Raw genomic sequence first — 25,720 nt, forward strand, 5'->3', positions numbered from 1 at the left:
GGGCTCCCGCCCGGGGATCCCGCTCCGGCGCCCGTACGGACACCACGAGTATGTAGGGCTTGTATCCATGCAAGGCTTCAAGAAGTTCCTGCTCCAGGGCAACCTGGTGCAGCTGGCGGTCGCGGTCGTGATCGGCGCGGTCTTCGCCAACCTCATCACCGCGTTCACCGAGGGGTTCATCACCCCGCTGATCGGCATCTTCGGCGGGGTCCCCACCTTCGGCGACCTCTACTTCGAGATCAACGGGAGCCGGTTCCTGTACGGGGCGTTCGTCGACGCGCTGATCTCGTTCCTGATCACCGCAGCGATCCTGTACTTCTTCGTGGTCCTGCCCGTGGCCAAGGTGGTGGAGCGCTTCGTCAAGGCCGAGGAGGCCACCACGCGCGAGTGCCCGCACTGCCTCAGCGAGATCAGCAAGAAGGCGTCCCGCTGCGCCCACTGCACCAGCGAGGTGGTGCCCGAGACGGCCGCCTGAGGCGGTCGGACGCGTCGGGGGCGGCCCCGTGCGGGACCGCCCCCGGCAGGCACCGGCCGAAGGTCAGCCGGTGTACTCCCAGTGCCAGGGCTCGAAGGGACTGGACTTGGCCCAGGCAGGGTGGTGCCAGCCGAAGTCGGCGCCGTTGGCCTCCATCCAGAGCCAGCGGTCGGACCGGTAGTTCTGGATGCCGCAGCCGAGGTCGATGGCCTGTCCCAGGCCGTGGTTGCTCGTGCCGGGGACGGCCGCGAAGCCCGGCGCGACCTGTCCGTAGACGCGGTGCTGGTTGGGCAGGTCGCGGTAGGCGCTGGTGATGCAGATGTTCTCGCCGAACTCGTCCACGTACCTGGCGTTGAGCTGGAGGAAGTCCACGGCCGCGTCGGCGCGCAGCTTCTTGTCGTCGTAGAGGTCGCACAGGGAGTTGGCCGGGAGCAGGCCGTTGGCCGCCCCCTGGGCGTTCGCGGCGGCGGACGGGTCGCAGTCCCCGGCGGCCATGTAGGCCTCCGGGTCGATGCCGCGGTCCTCCAGCTCCTGCACCAGCTCGTTCGTGGTCTGCTCGGACCGCTCGCGCAGGGCCTCGATGTCCGCGGCCAGCTCGACCTGTTCGAGCTGGGTGGTGGTCTGGAGCTCCTGCGCCTGGCTCGCCAGCTCGACCTGCTCCTCGCGCAGGTCGGTGGCGTCCTGGATGAGCATCTGGTTGTCCTCGGAGATCTTCGCCGCGTAGGACTGGATCTGCAGGTCCTCGGTGAGGGATCCCGACGCCAGGACGGCGAGCATGCCGCCGTCGGGCTGCTTGTACAGCGTGCTGGCCAGCTGGGCCAGCGGTTCGCGCATCTCGTTGAGTTCGAGTTCGGTCTGCTGGAGGTCGTAGATGGTCTGGACCAGCTCCGACTGGGCGTCCTCCAGCGCGTCCTGGCGGTCGACGAGGTCCTGGTTGGCCTCCTCCAGCTCCTGGGAGGCGGTCTCGGCCCTCTCCCGGAACTCCTCCAGGCTCGCCTCGGCGGGTTCCAGCGCGCCGGTGTGCACCGGCGCCACGAGGAGCGCGGTGACGAGCGTGAGCGTCAGCGCCTGTGCGAAGCGGACCCGGTAGGACAGGGCGAAGGCGGTGAGCGCCCCGCCGCCACCCGGTACGCGGGACCTGCGCCGCGCCGCATCAGAAGTGAACGGCACGAATGATCCTCCGGCTGCTTTTCCTCGAACACCTACCCGTGGCCGCAAGGCAACGTACTACATGTCCACATGCGGCCACGCGAGATCGGTCCACCGGACGGAGCGGGTCGCGGACGGGCCCCACCCCGCCCCGCCGCCCTCCGCTCCGGGCTTCGGTGAAACACCTGGTCACCGCCGGGCTGGTCAACGCCGAGCCCGCGCCCCCATCGTTATCGAGGGTACATATGCGGCCATAACACGACATGCGCCATGAACAACGTCACACCGCACCAGGACAACCAATCGTAGGTCAGCGTACTCCGCCATGCACGCAGAGTCCCCCAACCGCCCCCGCCGGAGGCGGACCGACACCCCATCCACGTCCATCCTGGGTTAGGCTTGGTCCCGTGACGGGGTAAGACATACCCGCACCAGACCCATGGCTCCGTAGCTCAGGGGATAGAGCACCGCTCTCCTAAAGCGGGTGCCGCAGGTTCGAATCCTGCCGGGGCCGCACGGCGCGGGCTGCGGCGAGCCGGTCTTCGACCGGCTCGCCGCAGCCCGCGATGCTTTTCGGGGGAGACCCCCCGCGGCTGGGGCCGCTCAGATCGGCGAGCCAGACGGAGCGAGCCCTTACGACACGAGGCTGCGTCTCGGGGGTCGCAGTCGGTCTTCCCAGGGTCCGTACGGCGCGTTCCGGGGCCCGTCACGAGCTCCACCCCGTAACGGCCCCCACAGGTGGCTACCGCCGGTCGGCCGCCTCCGTGAAACCCGCGAGCAGCGCGGCCACCGTCCGCCGGACCCGGTCGCCGACCACGGAGTCCCTCGCACCGGTGAGCACGAGGTGGTGGACCGCGCCGACCACCGCCAGCGCCAGCGCCTCGGGGTCGGCACTCCCGTGGAGGCGCCCCAGGCGCCGCTCCGCGGTGAGGTAGTCCGCGGCCGCGGTCTCGACCGCCTCCAGACCGGCCGTGCGGTCGCCGAGGACCGCGCGCACGCGTCCGGCCAGCTCCGGCCGGGAGGCCATGAGCCTGGTCAGCGCCAGGAGGACCGTCGGCGGGGTCGCCAGCACAGCCCTGGCCAGGTTGTCCGCGACCGCGCCCGTACCGGCGCGCTCCGGCAGGGACGCGGCCCCGGCGCAGACCTGGAAGCCCCGGTCGACGGCGTAGGCGGCCAGGAAGTCGTCGGTGTCCGCGAAGTGGGCGTACAGCAGCCCGGTGGCGACACCGGCCTCGCGCGTGACGGCCCGGCCGCTGAGTCCGCCCGGCCCCTCCCGGACGATCACCCGCTCGACCGCGGAGAAGAGCCGCTGCCTGAGTTCGGGGATGGCGACACCACGTGGCATGCCAGGAAGTCTAGGTCCTCGAACGGCCCCGGCGCGGTCGGCCGCCGCACACCGGGCCCCGGCTTGCGCTTGGTATGAACACGTGCTCATACTTGAATGAACGCTTGCTCATACCAATGTGGTCCGGAGGTCGCGGTGACGAACGACGGGGACTCCTCCCAGCGTGTCGGTGGCGGAGGCGGCGACTCGCCCCCGGGGCGGGCGGTGATCGTCGGCGCGGGCATCGCCGGGCTCGCCACCGCGCTACGGCTCCACCGGGCCGGTTGGGAGACGCTCGTGGTCGAGCGCGCCCCGGCCCGCCGCAGAGGCGGCTACATGGTGAACCTGGTCGGGTGGGGATACGACGCGGCCGAGCGCCTCGGCCTCGTCCCCGCGCTCTCGGCCAGCGACATCGGCCTGTTCTCCACGGTCCTGGTGAGGGCCGACGGTCGGCGCAAGTTCGCCGTCCCTCCCGAGATCGCCAAGGCCGCCCTCGGTGACCGGGCGCTCACCGTGTTCCGGGAGAACCTGGAGTCGGCGCTGTACGAGGCCGTGCGCGGTAGCGCGGTCCTGCGATTCGGCACCACCGCCGTGGACGTGGCCCAGGACGCCGACGGCGTCCGGGTCGGGCTCAGCGACGGCACCACCGAGCGCGCCGACCTGCTCGTCGGCGCCGACGGGCTGCGCTCCGGCGTCCGCGCCGCCGTGTTCGGCCCGGAGGAGGACTTCCGCGTCGACCTGGACCACGTCGTGGGCGCGCTCCCGCTCGACCGGCTCCCCGAGGACGTGCCCGAGGGGACCGGCACCACGTTCATCGGGCCGGGGCGCACGGCGGCGGTCGTCAACCTCGGTCCGGGCCGGTCGTCGGCCTTCTTCACCTACCGCTGCGCGGATCCGGACGCCGAACTGGCCCGGGGGCCGGTCCGGGCGCTCACCGCGGCGTTCGGCGACCTCGGCGGGGGCGTGCCCGACGTGCTCCGCCAGTTGCGCGCCGACCCGTCCGGCGCCTACTTCGACTCCGTCAGCCAGGTCCGCGCGGACCGGTGGAGCCGCGGCCGGGTCGTGCTGCTGGGCGACGCGGCCTGGTGCCCCTCCCTGTTCGCCGGGTACGGCGCGGCCCTCGCCCTCAGTGGCGCCGACCGGCTCGGCGACGCCCTGGAGCGGCACGGCGGCGACGTCACCGGGGCCCTGGCGCGGTGGGAGGCGGGCCTGCGCCCCGAGACCCGCAGGCGGCAGGCGCTCGCCCGGCGGGGAACGCGCCAGTACGCCCCCTCCAGCCGCGCGCACGTGTGGATGAACGACCTGGCGATCCGGGCCGTCCTGCTCCCGGGCGTCCGCGGCCTCGTCCAGCGCCGCATCCGGCGCGCCAGTGAGCGGCACGCCGCGGCGGACGGGTGACGGGCGCGCGACCCGGCGGCCGTCCGGCGCGGCCCCGGAGCCGACCGACCCGTGACCGGGCCCCGCGCGTCCGCGTTCTCCCCGGTCATCGGTGCCGTTTCCCCCACGTGTCGCCATGACACCGGGGGCGGCTCGTCCGATCATGGGGTGGGAGCAGGTACCGGACGGGGGAGGTCACACGGATGGCGCACGCGGAGCACTTCCGGGACGGACAGGCGGAGGAACCGGACAGAACACCCGCCCGGCAGCGGGGCGGCTCGCCCGCCGCCATCGCCGGGGCGCTCCACCGCACCCCTCACCCGGGCCCCCAGCACTGGGGCGGGCCCCGGCCCCGCAAGACGGACCCGGACCCGTTCTTCCCCAACCGGCTGGGGCCGCCGCCCAAGCGACGCCGCTCCTGAGCGGGCGTTGGCCCGGCGGCCCGCCGAACACGGTCCAACGCCGCGGCCGGAGCACGTAGCCGATCACAGGAAGGGCCGCCAGGGCGCCAGCACGGCCTCGCCGAACTTGGCGTACCAGGGGCGGTCACGCCACTCCCACTCGGTCAGCTCGCGGGCGTTGGCGAGGTCGTTGGCGAAGACCTCCTCCAGGTGTGCGGCCACGCCCTCGTCGAAGATCTCCACGTTGATCTCGTAGTTGCCCGTCAGGCTCAGCCGGTCCACGTTGGCGGTGCCGATCGTGGACCAGCGGCCGTCCACCGTCGCCGTCTTGGCGTGCACCATGGCGTTGCGGTACAGCCACAGGCGCACGCCGCCGCGCAGCAGCACCGAGTACTGGCTGCGGGAGATCCAGTCCGCGACGACGTGGTTGGACTCCTCCGGTACGAGGATGTTGACGTCCACGCCGCGCTCCACCGCCGCGACCAGGGCGTTCTGGAACTCCCGGTCGGGCATGAAGTAGGCCTGGGTGAACAGCACCCGCTCCTTGGCCCGGTCGATGGCCTCCAGGAACATCGCCCGGATGGGATAGATGAGCATCTCGGGCACGTTGCGGTGCACGCGGAAGTGCGCGTCCCAGTCGGGGTCGCCGAAGTTCTCCAGCTCGGGCTGGAGGGACCGCCGGTTCATGTTCCAGAAGTCGCTGAAGGCGTTCTCCAGCTCCCACACCGCCGGGCCGGTCACGCGCATGTGGGTGTCGCGCCAGTCGGTGGCGTAGAGCGAGCCCACGTTGTACCCGCCGACGAAGCCCACCTCGCCGTCGACGGTGAGGATCTTGCGGTGGTCCCGGCCGGACTTGCGGATGTTCAGCAGCAGCACGCCGGGCCGGAGGGCCGGGTACTCCAGCACGTGGACGTTGGACGGGAAGCGGAAGAAGGACCGGGGCACCACCAGGTTCGCGAAGCCGTCGTAGACGACGTACACCTCGACGCCCCGGTCGGCCGCCTCGATGAGCGCGCGCTTGAACCGCTGGCCCACCCGGTCGTCCTTGATGATGTAGGACTCGAACAGGACGCGGCGCCGGGCTCCCCGGATCGCCGCGATCATGTCCTCGAACAGGTCCTCGCCGTAGGTGTACACGGTCGCCGTGGTCCCGGTGTCGCCCACCGGCAGCTCGGCGGGCGCCGTGCGGGGGAAGAAGGCCCGGCGCGGCCGCACCTTCCTGCGCCAGTGGTTGACCCCCATGAGGGTCGCGGCCACGGCGACCTGGGTGGTCACCAGCCCGACGAGCCCCCACTTGGCCACCGAGGTGATGGTGGAGCGTCGCACAGTCGCCTCCCGGGCAGGGACCTCCGCGGTGCCGGGCCCGACCGCGGACGCCCCTGGTACAAAGTGGACGTCAACCGTATCCCGGGACACCGGCGGACGGCGGCGCGCCCGCCCCGTGTCTCCCGTGACACAGGACTCTCCTCCTACCCCCGTTCCCGGCGGCGGAACGCCACCAGCTCCGTGGTCGGGCTCTCACTGCGGCCCCGGACCAGGCGCCGCTCCAGCGGATAGAGCGCCGCGCCCGCGAGCCACCCGGTCGGCGCGGTGAGGGTGGCCGCGCGCAGGGCCCCTCCCCACGCCTTGCGCCAGGGCGCGGGGGCGTCCACCTGGGCGTTCATCAGCATGAGCATGGGCACCCGGCGGACCAGGTCGAACCCGGCCCGGTCCGCGGTGTCGGTGATCCACTCCAGGGTGCGGTTGACCTGGTGCTCGCCGCGCTGCTCGGGGCGGCGCAGGCAGTTCTCGGAGATGACGAGGAGACCGCCGGGGCGCAGCACCCGGGAGAACTCGCCGAGGGCCCGGGTGTAGCGCTCGTCGTCGGTGATGTGGAAGAGCACGTCCATGCAGGACAGCGCGTCGAAGGAGTCGTCGTCGAAGGCGTCGAGGTCGGCGGCGTCCTGGCGGACGAACCTGTGGTCGGGGAACCTGCCGCGCAGGCGCTGCACGGCGGCGTCGGTCATGTCGCACCCGGTGACGTCACCGACGCCCATCCGCTCCCACAGGCGCACGTAGAAGCCGGTGCCGCTGCCGACGTCGAGGACGCTGGCGCCGGACCGGCCGGGGGTCAGCCGGGCGGCCTCGCGCAGGAACACCTCCTCGCGCACCTTGTACATCCACGTGTTGAAGGGGCGGCCCAGGGCCCGGTAGCCGACGCCGCTCTCGGTCCAGTCGCCTTCGAGACGGCGTTCCCAGAAGTCTCGCAGTTCGCTGTGCGTAGCCATGGGACCACTGTCACACCGCACCCGCGGGAAGTCCCGCCGAAGCGCCGCAACGGCCCCGGAGAGCCGTGTGCTCACGGTTTTCGGACAACCCCCTGCCCCCGAGGCGAAGGGCCGGATCTCGCGACCCCGCCCAGCCGCAGGACGCGGTGCGTCTCGGACAGGGCGCGGTACCGGTCGGGGATGGCGCGCAGGGCGAGCGCGCACGGGACGGTGGCGGACTCCCCGTCGCCGGAGGGCGGGTCCTGCGGGGCGCCGGACGTCCTGGAGTGCCCCACCATGGGGGCGGTGCCGGCGGAGGCCTCGGTGTCGGAGTGTGCTGCTATGCATGGCCGCACACACCCTCCGAGACTCCGGGAGCCCCCTTGACCTTCCACGACCACCTGACCGAGTTCGCCGGGCTGCCCGTCCTGGACTACGCGGAGGCGCGCCGCCTGGAACGGAGCGGGGAGACCGTCCCGCCCGGCGTCCGGTCCCCGCTGCGGGACGGCCTGGCCGACCCCGGGGCGGTGGCCTGGCGGTTGGACCGGTACGGGGACGACCTCCCGGAGGACCCCCGGGAGTACCTGGAGGGGTTCCTGGAGTTCGTCGGTGACCCGGCCGCGGTCCGCGCCCTCGTCGTCGGCGGCCTGGTGACCGGTTTCGAGGTGGAGTCCTCCGACGCCGTCCGCGACGCCCTGGCGGAGGCGGCACCGCGCCTGCCCGGTCTGCGCTCCCTCTTCTACGCGGACCTGATCTGCGACGAATGCGAGGCCTCGTGGATCCAGCACGGGGACCTGTCCCCGCTGGTGAACGCCTTTCCCCGGCTGACCGGGTTCGCCGCGCGCGGCACCATGCACCTGGGCCTGGAGGCGCTGGAGCACGACGGGCTGCGCAGCCTCGCCCTCCAGGGCGGGGGACTGCCCGCGCGGCTGACCCGGGAGGTCGTCTCCGCACGGCTCCCCGCCCTGGAGCACCTGGAGCTGTGGCTGGGAGTGGACGGCTACGGCGGCGACACCACGGCGCGGGACCTCGCCCCCGTCCTGTCCGGCGGGGCCTTCCCAGCGCTGCGCTCGCTGGGCCTGCGCAACGCAGAGCACACCGGCGCGTGGGTGCGCGCGCTCGCCGAGGCCCCCGTCACCTCCCGCCTGCACACCCTGGACCTGTCCCTGGGCACCCTGCGCGACGAGGACGTCCCGCCCCTGCTGGAGTCGCCCGTGTTCCGCGGCCTCAGGCGTCTGGACCTGCACCACCACTACCTGTCCGAGGACGCGGAGAAGGAGGTCCGCGCGGTGTTCACCCGAGCCGGGGTGGAGACCGACCTGTCGGACGGGCAGGAGCCGGAGGCCGACGCCTACGGCGAGGAGACCGAGCTCTACTACTACACGGCCGTGTCGGAGTAGTCCCGGGAACCGCCGGGGAGCCCCGGGCCGCCCGGACACGGACGGCCCGGGCTGTCGGGGCTCGCTGGTAGGTATGGACGCGACACCCCGTCGCACCCCCTGGGAGATCCCGTGGCCTTCGACGCCCACCTGACCGAGTTCGCCGGACTGCCCGTCGTGGAGTACCGCTCCTCAGAGGGGTGGACCCGGGAGGCCGAGAAGGAGCGTGAGAGGGCGAAGTGGCGGGGCGGGAGCTTCACCGACCCCGGCCCGTACCCGCCCCCGGCGCTGGCCGCGGCCCTGGCCGACCCCGGGTCGGCGGCCTGGCGCCTCAGCGACGATGAGGAGCCCCTGGACGACTACCGGCGGTTCATCGCGCAGGTGGACCAGGACCGGGTCTCCGCCGTCGTGCTCGGGGACATGCGGGAGACCTTCTCCGTGCAGTGTCCCGACCCCCTCAAGCGCGCCCTCCTGGAGGTGGCGCCGGACCTGACCGGGGTGCGCTCCCTCTTCTACTGCGACGTGACCTTCGAGCAGATCGAGGTCTCGTGGATCGAGCTGGGCGACATGGCCCCGGTCCTGGCCGCCTTCCCCCGGCTGACGGAGTTCGCGGTGCGCGGCACGGGCGAGATGAGCCTGCACGTGCCCCGGCACGACTCGCTGCGCCGCCTCACCCTCCAGGGCGGCGGACTGCCCGCGAAGCTCACCCGCGAGGTCGTCTCGTCCGGACTGCCGAACCTGGAGCACCTGGAGCTGTGGCTGGGTGTGGAGGACTACGGGGGCGACACGACCCCGGGGGACCTCGCCCCGGTCCTGTCCGGCGAGGCCTTCCCCGCGCTGCGCTCGCTGGGCCTGCGCAACGCCGAGCACACCGACGACTGGGTCCCGGTCCTCGCCGCGGCGTCCGTCACCTCCCGCCTGCACACCCTGGACCTGTCCCTGGGCACCCTCACCGACAAGGGCGCTCGGGCCCTGGTCGAGGCCGCGCCCGCCTTCGCGCACCTGAAGCGGCTCGACCTGCGCCACCACTACCTGTCCGAGGCCGTGCAGGAGCACGTCCGGGCCGCCTTCGCCGGGACCGGTGTGGACGTGGACCTGTCCGAGCGCGAGGTCGGCAGTGACTGGGAGGACGAGGACTTCGACTACGACTCGGCCTGCTACTACACGGCCGTCGCCGAGTAGGGCCCGCGCCGTCCGTCCTGTCACTCCGGGCTGCTAGATATGTTCCTGCCCGAAACCCCGAGGTAGGAGCCCCCTGTGCCGAACAACCACCACATCACCGAGTTCGCGGGCCTGCCCGTGGTCGAGTTCCCCGCGGTCGACACCGAGGAGGGCGGCACCTACACCGAGGACCCGCCCCAGTCCCCCGAGGCGCTGGCCGCGGCGATCGCCGACCCCGGCTCGGTGGCGTGGCGGCTGCGCGTCTCGTCGGTCTACCCGGCCGAGGACTTCGGGGACTACTTCGCCCGTTTCCTCGCGGCCGTGGACACCGGCCGGATCCGGGCCCTGATCGTCGGCGGCTGGGGCGACTTCGAGGAGGAGCCGCCCTCGACCGTCCCGCGCGACGCGCTCATCGCCCGCGCCGACGCGTTCCCCGAGCTGCGGGCGCTGTTCTTCGGCGAGATCCTCCAGGAGGAGTACGAGATCTCCTGGATCCACCAGACCGACCTGGCCCCCCTGGTGGCGGCGTTCCCCCTGCTGGAGGAACTGACCGTGCGCGGCACCGGCGACCCCTACCTGGGCGACGGCAAGCTGGAGCTGGCCCTGGCCGAGCACACCGGCCTGCGGACCCTGGTACTCCAGACCGGCGGCCTGCCCGGCCAGGTCTCGCGCGAGGTCGCCGCCTCGCCGCTGCCCTCCCTGGAGAACCTCGAACTGTGGCTGGGCTGCGAGCAGTACCGGGGCGACACCACCCCGGACGACCTGGCGCGGGTGCTCTCCGGCGAGGCCTTCCCCGAACTGCGCTACCTGGGCCTGCGCAACGCCGAGGACGTGGACGAGTGGGTCCCCGTCCTGGCCGAGGCCCCCGTCGTGTCCTCCCTGGACGTCCTGGACCTGTCCCTGGGCATCCTCACCGACAAGGGCGGAGAGGCCCTGGTGGAGTCCGCGTCCGCGTTCGCGGGGCTGCGCCGCCTGGACCTGCACCACCACTACCTGTCCGAGGACGTGCAGGCGCGGATCCGCGCCGCCCTGCCGGGCGTGGAGGTGGACCTGTCCGAGCACCGGGAGCCGTACACCCACGGGGGCGGCGAGCCGTACTACTACACCGCGGTCGCGGAGTGACCCCGGGACGGCCTCTGGTCGTCGTCGGGGTCCCCGGCCACCGGCGCCTGGAACTGTTCGACGCCGCGGCCGGGGCCCTCGGCCTGCCCGGGCCGGTGGTCGTGCCGTGGCGCGATCTGGCCGCCGGGCCGGTGGAGCTGCCGCGGGACGCCCTGGTCCGGGTGGACTCCCCCGGCGGCGACGCCGAGACCGAGCGCCTGCTGCGGGGCTGGGAGCACACCCCCGACCTGTACCGGGCCGAGGGCACCGGCGACCAGCACGCCGGGTTCCGGGCCGCGCTGGACCGTCTCGCCGAGGCGGTGCGCGCCACACCGGGCGCGGCCCTGCTCCAGGAGCCCGCCGACCTGGTGGACATGTGCGACAAGCGGCGCTGCCACGCCCGCCTGGCGGCGGCCGGGGTGCCGGTGCCGCCCGCCCTGCCCGGACCGGTCACCGGCTACGCGTCGCTGCGCGCGGCGATGGAGGCCCACCGCTGGCCGAGGGTGTTCGTCAAGCCCGCGCACGGTTCCTCGGCCTCCGGCGTGGTGGCGCTGGCCACCGCCTCGGGCGGACGGGTCCGCGCGGTCACCTCGGCCGACCTGGTCCGGGGCGCCGACGGCTCCGTGGAGCTGTACAACAGCCTGCGGCTGCGCACCTACACCCGCGAGGAGGACGTCGCGGCGGTGGTGGACGCCCTGGCCCCCGACCACCTGCACGTGGAGCGGTGGGTGCCCAAGGCGGGGTTCGCGGGCAGGACCGTTGACCTGCGCGTGGTGGTGGTCGCGGGCCGGGCCGCCCACGTCGTGGTGCGCTCCTCGTCCTCGCCCATGACCAACCTGCACCTGGGCAACGCCCGGGGCGACCTGGCGGCCCTGCGGGAGTCGGTGGACCCCCACTCCTGGGAGCAGGCGATGGCCACGGCCGAGGCCGCCGCCGCGTGCTTCCCGCGCACCCTGTACGCCGGGGTGGACCTGCTGGCCTCCCCGGGGTGGCGGGAGTTCGCCGTGTGCGAGGTCAACGCCTTCGGCGACCTGCTCCCCGGCGTCCTGCACGAGGGCCGCGACACCTACGCCGAGCAGCTGCACGCCCTGACCACCGGCCGTTTCCCCGTCCCCGAACCCGAGAGCGTATGAACAGCACCGCACCCGACATGAACGCCGTGGTGGGCACGCACGACATCCTGCTGCTCACCCTGGACACCCTCCGCCACGACGTTGCCGCCGAGCTGGCCGAGGCGGGACGCACCCCGAACCTGGCCCGGCTGCTGCCGGACGGGCGGTGGGAGCGCAGGCACGCGCCCGCGAGCTTCACCTACGCCTCCCACCTGGCGATGCTCGCCGGGTTCCTGCCCACCCCCGCCTCCCCCGGGCCGCACCCGCGCCTGTTCGCCGCCGCGTTCCCCGGCAGCGTGTCCACCGCGCCCGGCACCTGGACCTTCGAGGCGCCCGACCTGGCCTCGGGGCTGGCCCGGGCCGGGTACCACACGGCCTGCGTGGGGGGCACGGGCTTCTTCAACCGGCGGTCGGCGGTGGGCTCGGTCATCCCGGACATGTTCGCCGAGAGCCACTGGGAGGAGTCCTTCGGCGTGACCGACCCCCGCTCCTTCGAGAACCAGGTGGCGTGCGCGGCCCGGATCGCCGGGGAGCGCCCCGCGGACCAGCCGCTGTTCCTGCTGCTCAACGTGTCGGCGCTGCACCAGCCCAACTGGTTCCACCTGCCCGGGGCCGTCCGGGAGGACGGCGACACCCGGGAGAGCCACGCCGCGGCCCTGGAGTACGTGGACCGGCACCTGCCGCCGCTGCTGGCCGCGATGTCGGCCCGCCGCCCCTGCTTCGCGATCGTGTGCTCCGACCACGGCACCGCCTACGGGGAGGACGGCTACACCGGCCACCGGATCGGCCACGAGACCGTGTGGACGGTCCCCTACGCCCACGCGTTCCTGCCCCGGGGACGCACCGCTCCCGCCGACGCACAGGAGGCGACCGCGTGACCACCACCCTGACCCCGCGCCCCGAACCGGTGCGCGCCGACTCCCCCTACCAGTCCTACGTCTACGCCTACCCGCACAAGAGCGCCTACCGGCCCTTCACCGAGCGCCCCGCGCTCGCCGACCTGTGGCGCGGCGAGGACGTCGGCGCGCTGTCGCTGTACGCGCACATCCCGTTCTGCGAGATGCGCTGCGGGTTCTGCAACCTGTTCACCCGCTCCACTCCCCCGGTCGAGCAGGTCACCGCCTACCTGGACGCGCTGGAGCGCCAGGCGGAGGCGGTGGCCGGGACGCTTCCGGAGGGCGCCGCCTTCGCCCGGGCCGCCCTGGGCGGCGGCACCCCCACCTACCTGACCGCCGAGGAGCTCACCCGGGTCTACGACCTCACCGAGCGCGCCTTCGGGGTGGACCTGTCGGCGATCCCGGTGTCGGTGGAGACCTCTCCGGCCACGGCCACGCCCGACCGGCTGGCGGTGCTCGACGCGCGCGGCGCCACCCGGATCAGCATGGGCGTGCAGAGCTTCCTGGACGCCGAGGCGCACGCGGCCGGGCGTCCGCAGAAGCGCGCCGAGGTGGACCGGGCGCTGGCCGCGATCCGCGAGCACGCCTCGGCCGACCTCAACCTCGACCTCATCTACGGCATCGACCGCCAGGACGCCCGCACCTGGGCCTACTCCCTGGACACGGCGCTGGAGTGGGAGCCCGAGGAGGTCTACCTGTACCCGCTGTACGTGCGCCCGCTCACCGGGCTGGGCCGCCGAGCCCGCGCGTGGGACGACCACCGGCTGGGCCTGTACCGGCAGGGCCGCGACCACCTGCGCGAACGCGGCTACGAGCAGGTGTCCATGCGCATGTTCCGGCGGGCGGACGCCCCGAAGACGCAGGCCCCGGACCACTCCTGCCAGACCGACGGCATGGTGGGGCTGGGCTGCGGGGCGCGATCCTACACCTCCGCCGCGCACTACTCCTTCGACTACGCCGTGGGCGTGGGGCAGGTGCGGTCGATCATCGCCGACTACACGAGCCGCGACCAAGCGGATTTCGGACGGGCCGAGGTGGGGTTCCGCATGGACGAAGACGAGCGGCGCCGCCGCCACCTGCTCCAGTCGCTGCTGCTCGCGGAGGGGATGGACACCGCCGCCTACACCGACCGGTTCGGCTCCCGCCCCGAGGAGGACTTCGCCGCGACCCTGGCGGTGCTCGACGGGCGCGGCTGGCTGGAGCGGGACGGCGCGCCGGACCTGCTGAGGCTGACCCCGGAGGGGCTCGCGCACTCCGACGCGGTGGGACCGATGTTCTTCTCCGCCGGGGTGGCGGCCCTGATGGCCGACTACGAGGCCCGGTGAGCGCGGTGACCCCTTCCTCTTCGTCCCCGGCCCGGGCCTTCGCGCTCCCGCCGCACCTGACCCTGCTCTACCGCGGCCCGCTGGCCAGCTGCGACTACGACTGCCCGTACTGCCCCTTCGCCAAGCGGCGCGACAACCCCGAGACGCTGCGCGCCGACCGCGCCGCGCTGGAGCGCTTCACCGGCTGGGTGTCCGCGCTGGAGGCGGAGCACCCCGGCACCCGGGTCTCGGTGCTGTTCACCCCGTGGGGCGAGGGGCTGGTGCGGTCCTGGTACCGGAGCGCGATCATCCGGCTCAGCCACCTGCCGCACGTGGAACGGGTGGCCATCCAGACCAACCTGAGCGGCCGTCTGGGCTGGCTGGCCGACTGCGACACCGGCACCGCCGCGCTGTGGACCACCTACCACCCCGGTCAGGTGACCCATGAGCGATTCCTGACCAAGGCGCGCGAGCTGGACGGGATGGGGGTGCGGTTCAGCGTCGGCGTGGTCGGCGAACCGGAGCACCTCGAGGCGGCCCGGCGGATGCGCGCCGAACTGCCCGAGCGGGTGTACCTGTGGGTGAACGCCGCCGAGGGGCGCACCTACACCGACGCCGAGGCCGAGCTGTGGCAGGCCCTGGACCCCCACTTCCACTACAGCCGCGATCCCCACCCCAGCCGGGGTCTGCCCTGCCGTACCGGTGACACTGTGCTGTCCGTGAACGGCGACGGCGACGTGCGCCGGTGCCACTTCGTGGACACGCCGATGGGCAACCTGTACGACGGCTCGTTCGCCGCCAGGCTCGGCCCCCGTGCGTGCCCGCTGACCAGCTGCGACTGCCACATCGGCTACGTCCACCTGGAGTCCCTGGACCTGTACGACGTGTTCCGGGGCGGGGTGGTGGAACGGGTCCCGGCGGCCTTCGGCTCCCTGCTCCCGCTCGTGTGAGACGGGTCGAAACCGTTTCGCAACGTCACCGGGAACAGACATAATGCCCACCATGGTCTTTCCCCGGGTTATCGCGACCGATCTCGACGGCACACTCCTGGACGCGGGGGGCCTGGTCTCCGAACGCAACCGGCTGGCGCTGGTCGCCGCCGCGGAGGCGGGCGTCAGGGTGGTGGTCTCCACCGCGCGACCGCCGCGGACCACGCAGCACATCGCCGAGCAGCTCCCCTGCGCCGCCGTGCTCTGCGGCAACGGCTCGCTGGCCCACGTGCCCGGCGACGAACCGCTGGTACGCGCCATCTCCCCGGAGACCGCCCGTTCGGTGGTCGAGAAGGTCAACGCGGAGCTGCCGGGGATCGGCTACGGCATCGAGACCGGCACCGACTTCTTCCACGACGCCGACTACCACCTGGAGCCGTGGCTGTCCGGTGAGTGGGTGCGCGAGGTGCTGGAGGACACCGAGACCCTGTTGAGGCGGGCCACCCCGATCACCAAGATGCTCGTGCGCTCCCGCGACATGCGGGTGGAGGAGCTGCACGATACGGTCGCGGCGGCGGTCGGGTCGCTGGCGGAGGTGACCTTCTCCGGCAGCTACAGCCTGCTGGAGCTGAGCGCGCCGGGCGTGAACAAGGGCAGCACCCTCGCGATGGTCTGCGAGCGGTGGGGGGTGGCCGCCGAGGAGGTGGTGGCCTTCGGCGACATGCCCAACGACCTGGCCGCGCTGTCCTGGGCGGGCGGGGGGTACGCCATGGCCAGCGGGCACCCGGACCTGCTCGACCCGGCGCTGGGGCTGCGGGTGGCCCCGCCAGCCAACGAGGACGGTGTGGGCCGGGTGGTCGAGCGGCTGCTCGCGGAGCGCTGAACCGCGATGGTCTCGTACTCGTAGCCGCTGTCGGCGCTCGGACCTCGCTGCGGGTACAAGGTCGCGGCAAAGGGAGCGGGCCCCGGGCACCGGGCTGGAAAACGCCTGGACCCGCCCCGGGGCCGCGTCCTAGGGTCGCCCCACACCTACCCGGAGAAGGGCTCACCGTTGCCGCACCCCACCCAGATCGTCTCCTCCCTGGCCGACCCCGACCGCCTGGCGCTCTACGCCCGCGTGGTCGGCGCGGGAGCCGGGGGGCTGCCCGCCGGGGAGGTCCGCGCGGACGGGCGGGGACGCCGGAACCTGGCCCGGCTCTCGGACGCGGGCCTGGTGCGCGAGGACGACGGCCGCGTGGTGTGCGTGCCGGAGGTGTTCTCCACCGCTCTGGAGGAGCACCGGCCCGCGCGCCGGGATCCGGTGGACGCACTGTTCCACGACGGGCGGCTGAGCTCGCTGCCCGCCAGGCGCGAGCTGCGCCTGCGGGTGTTCGCGCGGATCACCGACCGGTTCTTCGCCCCCGGGGCGACCTACACCGAGAAGCAGGTGAACGCCGCCCTGCGGTCCTGCTGCGACGACCACTCGGCCATGCGCCGCCACCTCGTGGACGAGGGCTACCTGACCCGCGACGACGACGGCGGCGCGTACCGGGTCGTGGAGGCCTGAGCCGCCGCGGGTGAGGGGACGGGCGCGGGGCGGCTCAGGCCTCCACGCCGTCCACCTGCTCGTGGTAGGTGCGGCGGGTGCGCTCGGTGTGCTCGCTCATCAGCCGCAGAGCCGCGTCCGCGTCACGGCCCTCGATGACGTCGACGAGGGCGGAGTGCTCGTCCCAGGAGGCGGCGCCGCGGACGCGGGCGACCGGGGCGTAGTACCAGCGCACCCGCCGGTCGACCTGCGCGGCCAGCTCGGCGAGCACCCGGTTGCCCGAGGCCTCGGTGACGGTGCGGTGGAAGTCGGCGTTGGCCTGGACGACCGCGTCGGTGTCGGCGCGGTCGGTGGCCGCGCGCCCGGCGGCGACCAGGTCGCGCATCGTTGCGATCTGCTCGGTCGAGGCGTTCTGCGCGGCCAGGCGGGCCGACTCCGTCTCCAGCAGGGCGCGCACGGCCAGGAGCTGGTCGGCCTCACTCTCGGTGGGCGTGTGCACGAACGCCCCGTACCCCGGCCGCAGGTCCACCCACCCCTCGTTGCTGAGCCGCTGCATCGCCTCGCGGACCGGCTGGCGCGAGACGCCGAGGGTCTGGGCCAGCTCGGTCTCCACCAGGTGCTGGCCGGGTGAGAGCGACCGGTTGGTGATCAGGTCGAGGATGGCCTCGTACACGGCTTCACGCAGCGGCACGGGGCGCTGGACCCGTCCCGCCACGGCGTTCAACCCCTGTGGGGACATAGGGCGGCTCCATCCGGATGCGTGGGCTTTGTAGACAGTGTACAAAAGGCGGCGGCCGCGTGTGCCCTCACCGCAGCTCCACGAGTTCGACGCGCCCCGTCCGGCGGCCGGGCGGCACGACCGCGAGGGCGTCGGCGACGGCGGCGGCGCGCAGGTCGGCCGAGCCGGTGCCGGGCAGTTCCACCGCCAGGTCGCGGCTGACGCGCACCGGCACCAGGCGGGTGTCGGTCGGGTGCGGCCGGGTCGGTCCGATGAGCCGGACCCGTCGGCCGAGGTGGGCGGGGTCGCGCCGGTCCGCGCGACCGGCGAGCACCGGGACGAGCAGGGTGAGCGCGGCGGCCAGCGCGGCACCGGGGTTGCCCGGCAGTCCCACGACCACGGTTCCCGAGGGCAGCACGGCCAGCACCTGCGGGTGCCCCGGGCGGCAGGCCACCCCGTCGACGACCATCCGCGCGCCGAGCGCGGTGAGCACCCGGCGCAGGTGGTCGGCGGGCCCGGCCGAGGAGGAGCCGCAGACCGCGACGACCTCGGAGGGCCCGGACGCCTCCAGGGCGCGGGCCGTGTCCCGGCCGCGGTCGGCGACCGCCAGCGGGGGCAGGCAGCGCCCTCCGGCCCAGGCGACCAGGCCGGGGAGCAGCGGGCCGATCGCGTCGCGCACGGTGCCCGGGCGCGGTCTCCCCTGGCGCACGACCTCGTCCCCGGTGACCAGGACGCGCACCGCGGGGCGGACCACGGGCAGCGTGTCCAGGCCCAGGCTCGCGGCCAGTCCCAGGAGGGCGGGGGTGACGGGGCTGCCCCGGCGCGCGGCCAGCGCCCCGGCGGGGGTGGTCTCGCCCTTGCGGCGGATGTGCCTGCCGGTCTCGGCCGCGCCGCGCACGCGCCCGGAGGACACCGCCGCCCGCTCCCAGGGGAGGACGGCGGTGGTGCCCTCCGGCACGACGGCGCCCGTGGCGACCTCCACCGCCTCCCCCGGGTTCAGGCGGACGACGGGTCCCCGCCGCCCGGCGAGCGAGCGGCCGAGGACGGTCCAGGGGCCCTCACCGGCCACCGCGTACCCGTCCATGGCCGCGCTGTCCAGCACCGGGACGTCGACCGCCGAGACGAGGTCGGCGCCGAGGGTGGCACCGAGGGCGCCGTCGAGCGGCTCCTCGGCCATGGGCTGTCCACCCTCGGCGCCGGTCGCCCACGCCAGCTCTCGCGCCCTGGTCCAGGGCAGCGGTGCGCGCGGGCGGCTTTTTCCGGGAAGAAGCGGAGAAGTTTCCGGGGCAACCGGGTCGGGCATTCCTTCTCTCCCTGTGGTCGGGTGAAGAACGCTGCCCCGAAGCATACTGTATACAGTATTTTATGGAAAGGAGTCCTCATGCGAATCGCCGTACTCGGCGCCGGAGCGATCGGCGCCTACGCGGGAGCCGCGCTGCACAGGGGCGGGGCCGACGTGCACCTCATCGCGCGCGGCGAGCACCTGCGGGCCCTGCGCGAGCGGGGAGTCCGGGTCCTCAGCCCGCGCGGGGACTTCGACGCGCACCCCCACGCGACCGACGACCCCACCGAGGTCGGGCCCGTGGACGCCGTCATCCTCGGCCTGAAGGCCCAGCACTACGCGGCCTGCGGCCCGCTGCTGCGTCCCCTGATGGGCCCCTCCACCATGGTCGTCGCCGCCCAGAACGGCATCCCCTGGTGGTACTTCCACGGGATCGAGGGGCCCCTGGCCGGACACCGGATCGAGAGCGTGGACCCCGGCGGCGCGGTCAGCCGGACGATACCGGTCGAGCGCGCCGTGGGCTGTGTGGTCTACGCGGCCACCGAGATCGCCGGACCCGGCGTGATCCGGCACATCGAGGGGACCCGGTTCTCCATCGGCGAGCCGGACCGCTCCTCCTCCCGGCGCTGCCGCGACCTCCAGGCCGCGATGGAGGCGGGCGGGCTCAAGTGTCCGATCGAGCGGGACCTGCGCGAGGACATCTGGGTGAAGCTGATGGGCAACATCGTCTTCAACCCGCTGAGCGCGCTGAGCCGCTCCACCATGGTGCAGATCTGCCGCAACCGCCCGACCAGGGAGCTGGCCCGCACCATGATGGCCGAGACCCTGGACGTGGCCGCGCGGCTGGGCGTGCGCCCCGCCGTCTCCATCGACCGGCGCCTGGCCGGGGCCGAGCGCGCCGGCGACCACCGCACCTCGACCCTGCACGACCTGGAGCGCGGCCGCCCCATGGAACTGGACGTCATCCTGTCCGCCGTGGTGGAGCTGGCCGACCTGACCGGCGCCCCCGCCCCCGCTCTCCGGGCGGTGGACGCCGTCGCGGGACTGCTCAACGCCCGGATGCTCGACGCGTCCGCCCCCACGCCCGCGGCGCCCTCCGTCGCCGCCTAGACAATCACCGTCTCCAGAACCCCGGGGGCGCCCGAATCGGCCCCTTGACCCTTGCCCACACCGTCTCAATACTGTATGCAGTATCCGCACAATATCGCCGCCCGGCGGCCCGGACGAATCCGGCCACGAACACCATGCGAGGCCACATGCGATCCGACGAACCCTCCGCACCCCTCACCCGACTCACCCGCCCCCTCGTCCGTGACGGCGGCGAGCTGCGCCCGGCCTCCTGGGAGGAGGCCCTGGACCGCGCGGCCGCCGGGTTCCGGCGCGGGGTGGCCGAGCACGGACCCAACTCCTTCGGCATGCTCTCCTGCGCCCGCGCCACCAACGAGATGAACTTCATGGCGCAGAAGTTCACCCGCGTCGTCGTCGGCACCAACAACGTCGACTCGTGCAACCGCACCTGCCACGCGCCCAGCGTCGCGGGACTGGCCGCGGCCTTCGGCTCGGGCGGGGGCACCTCCTCCTACACCGAGATCGAGGACACCGACCTCATCGTGATCTGGGGCGGCAACCCGCGCTTCGCCCACCCGATCTTCTTCCAGCACGTGCTCAAGGCCGTACGGCGCGGGGCGCGCCTGTTCGTCGTGGACCCCCGGCGCACCCCCACCGCCGAGTGGGCCGACCGCTGGCTGGGCCTGAACGTGGGCACCGACATCCCCCTGGCGCACGCCATCGGCCGCGAGATCCTGCACGCCGGGCTGGCCAACGACACCTTCGTCCAGCGCGCCACCACCGGCCTGGAGGAGTACCGGGCGCTGGTCGAGCCGTGGACGCTGGCCGCCGCCGAGGCCGAGACCGGCGTGCCCGCCGAGGCCATCCGCGAGCTGGCGCACGCCTACGCCCGCGCCGAGCGCGCCCAGATGTGCTGGACGCTGGGCATCACCGAGCACCACAACGCCACCGACAACGTCCGTTCGCTGATCAACCTGTCCCTGCTCACCGGGCACGTGGGGCGGTACGGCTCCGGGCTCAACCCGCTGCGCGGCCAGAACAACGTGCAGGGCGGCGGCGACATGGGCGCCATCCCCGACCGGCTGGTCGGGTTCCAGGACATCCTGGACGCCCGGGTGCGCGCGCCCTTCGAGGCCGCCTGGGGACGCGAGATCCAGCCCGTCAAGGGCCTGAACCTGACCCAGATGTTCGAGGCGATGGACGAGCGCGAGCTCAGGACGCTCTACGTGATCGGGGAGAACCCCGTCCAGTCCGAGCCCGAGACGCACAAGACCACCCGCCGCCTGCGCGGCCTGGACCACCTGGTCGTGCAGGACATCTTCCTGACCCGCACCGCCGAACTGGCCGACGTGGTGCTCCCGGCCAGCGCGTCCTGGTGCGAGTCCGACGGCACCTTCACCAACAGCGAGCGCCGCGTGCAGCTGGTTCGCAAGGCGCTGGACCCGCCGGAGGGCGCCCGCGACGACATCGAGATCATGTGCGACCTGGCCACCCGGCTGGGCCACGACTGGACGCGGCCCTCGGCCGAGGAGATCTGGGACGAGGTCCGATCGCTCTCCCCCATGCACCGGGGCATGAGCTACGCGCGCCTGGCCGAGCTGCACGGCATCCAGTGGCCGTGCTACTCCGAGGACACCGTGGAGCCGAGCTACCTGCACGCGCGGCTGTGGTCGGAGGACCCCGCCGAGCGCGGCGAACCCGCGCCGTTCGGGATCGTGGGCCACTCGCCGCCGGTGGACCTGCTGGACGAGGACTTCCCCTTCCGCCTGACCACCGGCCGACGGCTGGACGACTACAACACCGGCGTGCAGACCAGCGGGTTCTCCTCGCCGCTGCGCCGGGGCGAGCTGCTGGACCTGTCCCCCGAGGACGCGGCCAAGCTCGGCGTCGTCGACGGGGAGACGGTCCGGGTCACCTCCCGGCGGGGCTCGGTGCTGGTCCCGGTCTCGGTCACCGATGCCATGCGGCCCGGACTGGTGTTCATGACCTTCCACTTCCCCGACCAGGTGGACACCCAGCTGCTGACCATCGACGCCACGGACCCCATCGCGGGGACCGCGGAGTACAAGGCCGCCGCCGTGCGGATCGAACGGGTGGAGCACTCCGCCCGCCAGACCGCCGCCGCGAGCTGAGGGAGGGCAAGAGGGAGGGCCGTGCCGTCGCCCCAGCCCCCTGCGGCGGCGGCACGGCCCGTCATGCCAGGTCAGCGCCCTGCGGTCGCGGCCCGAACGCTCGGACGCATCCTTACGCGATCTTACCGCTTACAGGGGTTGTCAACCCGAACACCGCCATCATACTGTTCTCTGTATACAGAATCCTGTGATCTGGATTACACTCGATATGAGGTGACCACGGCGTGGACCTGCGATTCCTGGACGAGACGCCCACCACCGCCGAACGCGAGGCCGTCGAGAGCGTGCTCGGGCCGCCCGAGTCCGGCTGGGACGGCGGCACCCGCCAGGACGCCGACCTGCGCTACGCGCGGGGCGGCCACTCCGCCCGCGACCGGCGCGACCTTCTCCTCCCGGCCCTGCACGCGGTGAACGACCGCGTGGGCTGGATCAGCCGCCCCGCCCTCGACCACATCTGCCGCAGGCTGACCGTCCCCCCGGCGGAGGCCTACGCCGTCGCCTCCTTCTACGCGATGTTCGCCCTGCACCGCAGGCCCCGCCGGGTCGTGCACCTGTGCACCGACATCGCCTGCGCGGCCGCGGGATCGGACCGGATGCGCGCCCGGCTGACCGAGCGCCTCGGCCCGCCCGGCGGCCACGACGGGGAGGCGGCCTGGCACGAGAGCCCGTGCCTGGGCATGTGCGAGCGCGCCCCCGCGGCCCTGGCCCTGGAGGCGGGCGCCCCCGCCCGGTACGCCGTCGCCGCCCCCGCCACACCCGAGGCGCTGGACGCCATGGTCGCGCGGGCCCTGCCCGAGAACGGGGCGCCGAAGACCAACGGCCACCGGCCCTCCACCACCTTCGGCGCGGACCCGCTGCCCGGTACCGCGCCCGAGCCCGACCCCGCGGCGGCCGTACCCGACGCGGGCTCCCCCGACCACGTGCTGCTGCGCCGGATCGGCACCGTCGATCCCCTGAGCCTGGACGACTACCGCGCCGCGGGCGGGTACGCCGCGCTGCGCCAGGCGCTGCGATTGGGCCCCGCCGGTGTCATCCGGGAGGTCTCCGACTCCGGCCTCGTCGGCCGGGGCGGGGCCGCCTTCCCGACCGGGCGCAAGTGGCAGGCCACCGCCCAGCAGCCGGACGGCCCGCACTACCTGGTGTGCAACGCCGACGAGAGCGAGCCCGGCACCTTCAAGGACCGGGTCCTGATGGAGGGCGACCCGTTCTCCGTCGTCGAGGCGATGACCATCGCGGGGTACGCCGTGGGCGCGCGGACCGGCTACCTCTACATCAGGGGCGAGTACCCCCGGGCGCTGCGCCACCTGGAGAACGCCGTCGCCCTGGCCCGCGGGCGGGGCCTGCTCGGCCCGGACGTCCTGGGCTCGGGTTTCGCCTTCGACATCGAGATCCGGCGCGGCGCGGGCGCCTACATCTGCGGCGAGGAGACCGCGATCTTCGGCTCCATCGAGGGGCAGCGGGGCGAGCCGCGCAGCAAGCCGCCCTTCCCCGTGGAGAAGGGGCTGTTCGGCAAGCCCACCGCCGTGAACAACGTCGAGACGCTGGTCAACGTGCTGCCCGTCCTGCTGATGGGCGGCCCGGCCTACGCGGCCGTGGGCACCGGCCAGTCCACCGGTCCCAAGCTGTTCTGCCTGTCGGGCGGCGTGCGCCGCCCGGGGCTGTACGAACTGCCCTTCGGCGCCACCCTGCGCGACCTGATCGAGGCGGCCGGGGGGCTGCCCGAGGGGCGCACCATCCAGGCGGTCCTGCTCGGCGGCGCGGCCGGGACCTTCGTGCGCGGGGACGAGCTGGACATCCCGCTGACCTTCGAGGGGGCCCGCGCGGCGGGCACGTCCCTGGGCTCGGGGGTGGTGCTGGTCCTGGACGACACCGCCGACCTGGTCGCGACGCTGGTCCGGGTGGCGGCCTTCTTCCGTGACGAGTCCTGCGGCCAGTGCGTGCCCTGCCGGGTGGGCACCGTGCGCCAGGAGGAGTCGCTGCTGCGGATCAGGGCCGGGGGCGACGCCGCCGCCGAGGTGCCCCTGCTGCGCGAGGTCGGCCTGGCGATGCGCGACGCCTCGATCTGCGGCCTGGGACAGACCGCGTGGAACGCCGTGGAGTCGGCCATCGACCGGCTCGGCCTGTTCGACGCGACCGACGACACCCACCAGAGCACCGGCCCGGGCACCCGGGCGGCTACCGAGGAGGCCCGATGACCGTCCCCGTACTCCTGGCCCCGCCCAAGCGGCTGATCGACGCGACCATCGACGGGCGCACCGTGCGCGTTCCCGAGGGCACCACCATCCTGGAGGCCTGCACCGGGGAGGGGACCGAGATCCCCACCCTGTGCTACGGCGACACCCTCACCCCCCGCAACGCCTGCCGGGTGTGCGTGGTGGAGGTGGAGGGCGCGCGCACGCTCGCCCCCGCCTGCTCGCGCAAGCTGGAGCCCGGCATGAGCGTGGCCACGGACTCCGAGCGGGTGCGGCACAGCCGCAAGATGGTCCTGGAGCTGCTCGGCTCCTCCGTGGACCTGTCCACCACGCCCGAGGTGGACGGGTGGATGGAGCGCTACGAGGCCGAGCCCGGGCGGTTCGGCCCGCGCGCCGAGGCCGCGGCGCTGGGCGTGCGCGACGCCCGCCACGCGGGCGACCACGAGCCCGGCGACGGCGCGGTCGCGGAGACGGTCGAGCAGCCCGCCAAGGTGGACAACGACCTGTACGTGCGCGACTACTCCAAGTGCATCATGTGCTACAAGTGCGTGGACGCCTGCGGCGACCAGTGGCAGAACACCTTCGCCATCGGGGTGGCCGGGCGCGGCTTCGACGCCCGCGTCTCCACCGAGCACGACGTCGCGCTGCCCGACTCCGCCTGCGTGTACTGCGGGAACTGCATCGAGGTGTGCCCCACCGGCGCCCTGTCCTTCCGTACCGAGTTCGACATGCGCGAGGCGGGCACCTGGGACGAGGAGGCGCAGACCGAGACCACCACGGTGTGCACCTACTGCGGGGTCGGCTGCAACGTTACGCTGCACGTGCAGGAGAACGAGATCGTCAAGGTCACCTCGCCGCACGACAACCCGGTGACCCACGGGAACCTGTGCATCAAGGGCCGGTTCGGCTTCCAGCACGTACAGCGGCGCGGCGGCGGCTGACCCCCCGTGGGCCCGCTCGGGAGCGGGCCCACCTCCGGAGATGAGAAACCGGACGAAATCAGATAGAACCGGGACAGAGGTACACCGGAAGGCGGTGGAACGGATGGGACGGGTCACGGTCCGGGAGAAGGTGCTCCGGATCAGGGACGGGTCCGCGACCGAGCGCGTGGACACGCTGGTCGTCGAGGAGCCCCTGGAGATCAGGCTGGACGGGGACCCGCTGAGCGTCACCATGCGCACCCCCGGCAACGACTTCGACCTGGCCGCGGGGTTCCTGGTCAGCGAGGGCGTGGTCTCCCGGGGCGAGGAGGTCACCGCGATCCGCTACTGCGCCGGGGCCACCGAGGACGGCTCGAACACCTACAACGTGCTCGACGTGTCCCTGGCCCCGGGGGTCCCCCGCCCCGACACCTCCCTGGAGCGCAACTTCTACACCTCCTCCTCGTGCGGCCTGTGCGGCAAGGCGAGCCTGGAGGCCGTGCGCACCCAGGCCGTGTGGCCGGTGGACGGGGACGGGCTGCGCGTGGACGCGGACACCCTGACCTCGCTGCCCGACCGGCTGCGCGAGGCCCAGCGGGTGTTCGAGCGCACCGGCGCCCTGCACGCCGCCGGCCTGTTCACCGCCGACGGCGAACTGCTGGCCCTGCGCGAGGACGTGGGCCGCCACAACGCGGTGGACAAGCTGGTCGGCTGGGCGCTGCGCTCGGACCGGCTCCCGCTGCGCGAGACGGTGCTGATGGTCTCGGGGCGGGCCTCCTTCGAGCTGGTCCAGAAGGCGTGGATGGCCGGCATCCCGATGATGGCCGCCGTCTCCGCGCCCTCGTCCCTGGCCGTCGACCTCGCCGTCGAGGCGGGCATCACCCTGGTCGGCTTCCTCCGGGGAACCTCCATGAACGTCTACGCCGGACGGCACCGGATCCTCCTGAAGAAGGCGCACACCGCGCCTTCGGCGGCCACGGGAGGCGTCCGCGGTCCGGGTCGGTAGACGCGGGAGCGGCCGGTGCGCTC

At 73.5% G+C, this 25,720-nt stretch carries 23 protein-coding genes and 1 tRNA gene; 18 read left to right on the forward strand and 6 right to left on the reverse strand.

Going from position 1 to position 25,720, the window contains the following annotated elements:
- Positions 1-67 precede the first annotated feature (67 nt).
- A complete protein-coding gene (locus tag G011_RS0118935) occupies positions 68-475 on the forward strand; it encodes an MscL family protein (RefSeq protein ID WP_013155094.1) in 408 nt (135 codons plus the stop codon).
- A 63-nt stretch (positions 476-538) separates the two neighbouring features.
- On the opposite strand, the gene G011_RS0118940 is transcribed toward G011_RS0118935, so the two are convergent.
- The gene (locus tag G011_RS0118940; RefSeq protein ID WP_019609863.1) at positions 539-1,645 is read right to left on the reverse strand and encodes a M15 family metallopeptidase; all 1,107 of its coding nucleotides are present in this window, start codon (positions 1,643-1,645) and stop codon (positions 539-541) included.
- A gap of 420 nt (positions 1,646-2,065) precedes the next feature.
- On the opposite strand from G011_RS0118940, the gene G011_RS0118945 reads away from it, so the two are divergent.
- Positions 2,066-2,138: transfer RNA gene (locus G011_RS0118945), tRNA-Arg, on the forward strand.
- Between the two features lie 228 nt (positions 2,139-2,366).
- On the opposite strand, the gene G011_RS0118950 is transcribed toward G011_RS0118945, so the two are convergent.
- Complete coding sequence (locus G011_RS0118950; RefSeq protein WP_019609864.1) at positions 2,367-2,969, reverse strand: TetR/AcrR family transcriptional regulator; 603 nt, start codon at positions 2,967-2,969, stop codon at positions 2,367-2,369.
- Positions 2,970-3,104: 135 nt separating this feature from the next.
- On the opposite strand from G011_RS0118950, the gene G011_RS0118955 reads away from it, so the two are divergent.
- Together G011_RS0118955 and G011_RS0118960 are read left to right on the forward strand one after the other, a co-directional pair.
- Positions 3,105-4,346: an FAD-dependent oxidoreductase gene (locus tag G011_RS0118955; RefSeq protein WP_019609865.1), complete on the forward strand. Its 1,242-nt coding sequence runs from the start codon at positions 3,105-3,107 to the stop codon at positions 4,344-4,346.
- 182 nt (positions 4,347-4,528) lie between these two features.
- On the forward strand, positions 4,529-4,747 hold the full coding sequence (locus G011_RS0118960) for a hypothetical protein (RefSeq protein WP_013155098.1): 219 nt from the start codon (positions 4,529-4,531) through the stop codon (positions 4,745-4,747).
- A gap of 63 nt (positions 4,748-4,810) precedes the next feature.
- On the opposite strand, the gene G011_RS0118965 is transcribed toward G011_RS0118960, so the two are convergent.
- Both G011_RS0118965 and G011_RS0118970 read right to left on the reverse strand, forming a co-directional pair.
- Positions 4,811-6,052, reverse strand: a complete 1,242-nt coding sequence (locus G011_RS0118965; RefSeq protein WP_019609866.1) for a phosphatidylserine/phosphatidylglycerophosphate/cardiolipin synthase family protein — start codon at positions 6,050-6,052, stop codon at positions 4,811-4,813.
- 143 nt (positions 6,053-6,195) lie between these two features.
- A complete protein-coding gene (locus tag G011_RS0118970; protein WP_019609867.1) occupies positions 6,196-6,993 on the reverse strand; it encodes a bifunctional 2-polyprenyl-6-hydroxyphenol methylase/3-demethylubiquinol 3-O-methyltransferase UbiG in 798 nt (265 codons plus the stop codon).
- Positions 6,994-7,355: 362 nt separating this feature from the next.
- On the opposite strand from G011_RS0118970, the gene G011_RS0118975 reads away from it, so the two are divergent.
- From G011_RS0118975 to G011_RS0119015, 9 genes are all read left to right on the forward strand, one after another.
- Entirely contained in the window at positions 7,356-8,372 is a 1,017-nt protein-coding gene (locus G011_RS0118975) for an STM4015 family protein (protein WP_019609869.1), read from the forward strand.
- Positions 8,373-8,483: 111 nt separating this feature from the next.
- Positions 8,484-9,533, forward strand: coding sequence for an STM4015 family protein (locus tag G011_RS0118980; RefSeq protein ID WP_019609870.1), 1,050 nt, complete (start codon positions 8,484-8,486; stop codon positions 9,531-9,533).
- A 75-nt stretch (positions 9,534-9,608) separates the two neighbouring features.
- Positions 9,609-10,634 carry an STM4015 family protein gene (locus tag G011_RS0118985; RefSeq protein WP_019609871.1) on the forward strand — a complete coding sequence of 342 codons (1,026 nt, stop codon included), beginning with the start codon at positions 9,609-9,611 and terminating at the stop codon, positions 10,632-10,634.
- Positions 10,631-11,746 (forward strand): STM4014 family protein, encoded by a 1,116-nt coding sequence (locus G011_RS0118990; RefSeq protein WP_019609872.1) that lies wholly within the window; start codon positions 10,631-10,633, stop codon positions 11,744-11,746. Before G011_RS0118985 ends, G011_RS0118990 begins: the two co-directional genes overlap by 4 nt.
- A complete protein-coding gene (locus G011_RS0118995) occupies positions 11,743-12,603 on the forward strand; it encodes an STM4013/SEN3800 family hydrolase (RefSeq protein WP_013155106.1) in 861 nt (286 codons plus the stop codon). The genes G011_RS0118990 and G011_RS0118995 overlap by 4 nt, the downstream gene beginning before the upstream one ends.
- The gene (locus tag G011_RS0119000) at positions 12,600-13,946 is read left to right on the forward strand and encodes an STM4012 family radical SAM protein (protein WP_019609873.1); all 1,347 of its coding nucleotides are present in this window, start codon (positions 12,600-12,602) and stop codon (positions 13,944-13,946) included. The genes G011_RS0118995 and G011_RS0119000 overlap by 4 nt, the downstream gene beginning before the upstream one ends.
- Positions 13,943-14,875, forward strand: coding sequence for an STM4011 family radical SAM protein (locus tag G011_RS0119005; protein ID WP_019609874.1), 933 nt, complete (start codon positions 13,943-13,945; stop codon positions 14,873-14,875). Before G011_RS0119000 ends, G011_RS0119005 begins: the two co-directional genes overlap by 4 nt.
- Positions 14,876-14,918: 43 nt before the next feature.
- A complete protein-coding gene (locus G011_RS0119010; RefSeq protein ID WP_019609875.1) occupies positions 14,919-15,737 on the forward strand; it encodes an HAD family hydrolase in 819 nt (272 codons plus the stop codon).
- Between the two features lie 168 nt (positions 15,738-15,905).
- Complete coding sequence (locus tag G011_RS0119015) at positions 15,906-16,400, forward strand: DUF2087 domain-containing protein (protein WP_019609876.1); 495 nt, start codon at positions 15,906-15,908, stop codon at positions 16,398-16,400.
- 34 nt (positions 16,401-16,434) lie between these two features.
- On the opposite strand, the gene G011_RS0119020 is transcribed toward G011_RS0119015, so the two are convergent.
- Together G011_RS0119020 and G011_RS0119025 are read right to left on the reverse strand one after the other, a co-directional pair.
- Complete coding sequence (locus G011_RS0119020) at positions 16,435-17,118, reverse strand: GntR family transcriptional regulator (RefSeq protein ID WP_026338440.1); 684 nt, start codon at positions 17,116-17,118, stop codon at positions 16,435-16,437.
- A 67-nt stretch (positions 17,119-17,185) separates the two neighbouring features.
- Entirely contained in the window at positions 17,186-18,274 is a 1,089-nt protein-coding gene (locus G011_RS0119025) for a molybdopterin-binding protein (protein ID WP_019609878.1), read from the reverse strand.
- Between the two features lie 204 nt (positions 18,275-18,478).
- On the opposite strand from G011_RS0119025, the gene G011_RS0119030 reads away from it, so the two are divergent.
- The 5 genes from G011_RS0119030 to fdhD all read left to right on the forward strand — a co-directional run bounded on the left by G011_RS0119030 (position 18,479) and on the right by fdhD (position 25,697).
- A complete protein-coding gene (locus G011_RS0119030) occupies positions 18,479-19,489 on the forward strand; it encodes a 2-dehydropantoate 2-reductase (protein WP_019609879.1) in 1,011 nt (336 codons plus the stop codon).
- Between the two features lie 146 nt (positions 19,490-19,635).
- Entirely contained in the window at positions 19,636-21,579 is a 1,944-nt protein-coding gene (locus G011_RS0119035; RefSeq protein ID WP_019609880.1) for a molybdopterin oxidoreductase family protein, read from the forward strand.
- A gap of 224 nt (positions 21,580-21,803) precedes the next feature.
- A complete protein-coding gene (locus G011_RS0119040) occupies positions 21,804-23,774 on the forward strand; it encodes an NAD(P)H-dependent oxidoreductase subunit E (RefSeq protein WP_019609881.1) in 1,971 nt (656 codons plus the stop codon).
- Positions 23,771-24,712 (forward strand): 2Fe-2S iron-sulfur cluster-binding protein, encoded by a 942-nt coding sequence (locus G011_RS0119045; RefSeq protein WP_019609882.1) that lies wholly within the window; start codon positions 23,771-23,773, stop codon positions 24,710-24,712. The genes G011_RS0119040 and G011_RS0119045 overlap by 4 nt, the downstream gene beginning before the upstream one ends.
- 103 nt (positions 24,713-24,815) lie before the next feature.
- Complete coding sequence (gene fdhD, locus G011_RS0119050; RefSeq protein WP_026338441.1) at positions 24,816-25,697, forward strand: formate dehydrogenase accessory sulfurtransferase FdhD; 882 nt, start codon at positions 24,816-24,818, stop codon at positions 25,695-25,697.
- Positions 25,698-25,720 lie beyond the last annotated feature (23 nt).

This window comes from Nocardiopsis sp. CNS-639 (assembly GCF_000381685.1).
Classification (GTDB): domain Bacteria; phylum Actinomycetota; class Actinomycetes; order Streptosporangiales; family Streptosporangiaceae; genus Nocardiopsis; species Nocardiopsis dassonvillei.

What these genes read in the sequence shown, in the direction of transcription:
- G011_RS0119020 (WP_026338440.1), bottom strand. Translation starts at nt 17,118, where the DNA reads ATGTCCCCACAGGGGTTGAACGCCGTGGCGGGACGGGTCCAGCGCCCC.
- G011_RS0119035 (WP_019609880.1), top strand. Translation starts at nt 19,636, where the DNA reads ATGCGATCCGACGAACCCTCCGCACCCCTCACCCGACTCACCCGCCCC.
- fdhD (WP_026338441.1), top strand. Translation starts at nt 24,816, where the DNA reads ATGGGACGGGTCACGGTCCGGGAGAAGGTGCTCCGGATCAGGGACGGG.
- G011_RS0118950 (WP_019609864.1), bottom strand. Translation starts at nt 2,969, where the DNA reads ATGCCACGTGGTGTCGCCATCCCCGAACTCAGGCAGCGGCTCTTCTCC.
- G011_RS0119045 (WP_019609882.1), top strand. Translation starts at nt 23,771, where the DNA reads ATGACCGTCCCCGTACTCCTGGCCCCGCCCAAGCGGCTGATCGACGCG.
- G011_RS0119025 (WP_019609878.1), bottom strand. Translation starts at nt 18,274, where the DNA reads ATGGCCGAGGAGCCGCTCGACGGCGCCCTCGGTGCCACCCTCGGCGCC.
- G011_RS0119010 (WP_019609875.1), top strand. Translation starts at nt 14,919, where the DNA reads ATGCCCACCATGGTCTTTCCCCGGGTTATCGCGACCGATCTCGACGGC.
- G011_RS0118970 (WP_019609867.1), bottom strand. Translation starts at nt 6,993, where the DNA reads ATGGCTACGCACAGCGAACTGCGAGACTTCTGGGAACGCCGTCTCGAA.
- G011_RS0119030 (WP_019609879.1), top strand. Translation starts at nt 18,479, where the DNA reads ATGCGAATCGCCGTACTCGGCGCCGGAGCGATCGGCGCCTACGCGGGA.
- G011_RS0118995 (WP_013155106.1), top strand. Translation starts at nt 11,743, where the DNA reads ATGAACAGCACCGCACCCGACATGAACGCCGTGGTGGGCACGCACGAC.
- G011_RS0118960 (WP_013155098.1), top strand. Translation starts at nt 4,529, where the DNA reads ATGGCGCACGCGGAGCACTTCCGGGACGGACAGGCGGAGGAACCGGAC.
- G011_RS0118935 (WP_013155094.1), top strand. Translation starts at nt 68, where the DNA reads ATGCAAGGCTTCAAGAAGTTCCTGCTCCAGGGCAACCTGGTGCAGCTG.